At 69.6% G+C, this 1,564-nt stretch carries 1 protein-coding gene; it reads right to left on the reverse strand.

Annotated elements, in window-relative coordinates; translation table 11 throughout:
• A partial coding sequence (locus LHJ74_RS34040; RefSeq protein ID WP_260222232.1) for a SpnB-like Rossmann fold domain-containing protein occupies positions 1-1,551 on the reverse strand: 1,551 nt, incomplete at its 3' end.
• Positions 1,552-1,564: the final 13 nt, after the last annotated feature.

A 1,564-nucleotide genomic window follows, 5' to 3' on the forward strand; every position in this document is an offset into this window, starting at 1 on the left:
AACCGACGCCAAGGCGTCGCGATCAGCCGCATCGCATGCCACCACCCTGGCCCGCGCACCCAACGCAGCCAGCTCCTCGACCAGCACATCGGCCCCAGGAGCGTCCATCCCACGCCGACTGGTCAACACCAGATGCCGCACCCCATGCGACTCCACCAGATGCCGGGCCACAGCCGACCCCAACACCCCGGTACCACCCGTCACCAGCACCGACCCCGTTGTGTTCCACACCGGTATCGGCTCGGTGTCCGGGGCCGGGCTGGTACGGGCCAGGCGCGGTGTCAACAACCGGCCCTCTCGGACCGAGATCTGTGGCTCGCCGCAGCTCAGCGCCGTGGGCAGTGCCTGGAGAGAGTCATCGTGGTCGTCCAGGTCAACCAGCACGAAGCGGCCGGGGTTCTCGGACTGCGCGGAGCGCATCAGCCCCCACACCGCAGCCTGCTGCAGATCGACCGCGTTCTCTCGCGAGTCCGCGGTCGTCGCGCCGCGAGTCAGCATCACCAAGCGCGACGAGGCCCACCGTTCGTCGGCCAGCCACGCCTGCGCAGCCTCCAAGGTGAGTGACACGGCACGTCGGGTCGCATCGGCCACGCCGTCGGCGGTGGGGTCACCGGGGCACGGAAGGACAATGACGTCGGGGGCCGACGTTCCGTCATCGATCGCTGCGGCGAGCGCCTGGAGGTCGGGATAGGTGGCGGTGGTGATGCCGGCGGCCTCCACGGCGTCTGCCAGCGGAGCAGTCCCCGCGGTCACCAGTACGCAGCGACCGCTGAACGGAGCGGCGGTCTCAACCGCCGTGGTCGGCAGCCCTGTCCACTCCACATCAAGCAGTGAGCCCGACCCCGCACTGCGCATGCGCCCGAGCTGTTCGGTCGCCACTGGGCGCATCACCAGCGAGTCCACCTGTGCCACCGGCTCGCCCGATGCGTCGGCGATCGCCAGCGTGATCGCATCAGGCCCCGCAGGTGTCAGCCGGACCCTGACGGTGGTGGCTTGCGTGGCGAACACCGAGACGCCACCCCACGCGAACGGCAGGTGGACTTGGTCGGCGCTGAAGAGGTCGGCGAGTCCCACTGGGTGGAGCGCAGCATCGAGCAGTGCGGGGTGGATACCGAAGCGTCCGGCCTGATCCCGCTGCGCGTCAGGGAGAGCGACCTCGGCGAACACCTCATCGCCACGCCGCCAGGCGGCCCGCAGCCCCTGGAACGCCGGACCGTACCCGTAGCCCGCCTCGGCCACCCGCTCGTAATGCCCCTCCACATCGATCGCAGTAGCACCCGGCGGCGGCCAAACCGTCAGGTCTGCTGTGCCAGATGCCGGAGACCCGGTAGTCAGGCTGCCGCTGGCATGCCGACTCCACTCCCCCACACCACCATCAGCATCACCACGAGAGAGAACCGAGAACATCCGCCGGCCCGTGTCGTCAGCCGAGGCGACACGCACCTGAATCGCCACCCCGCCACGCTCCGGCAACACCAACGGCGCCTCCAGCGTCAACTCCTCCACCAGATCGCAGCCGACCTCATCACCAGCACGGACCGCCAACTCCACAAACCCGGTCCCC

Source organism: Streptomyces gossypii (assembly GCF_025165795.1).
GTDB classification, from domain to species: domain Bacteria; phylum Actinomycetota; class Actinomycetes; order Streptomycetales; family Streptomycetaceae; genus Streptomyces; species Streptomyces gossypii.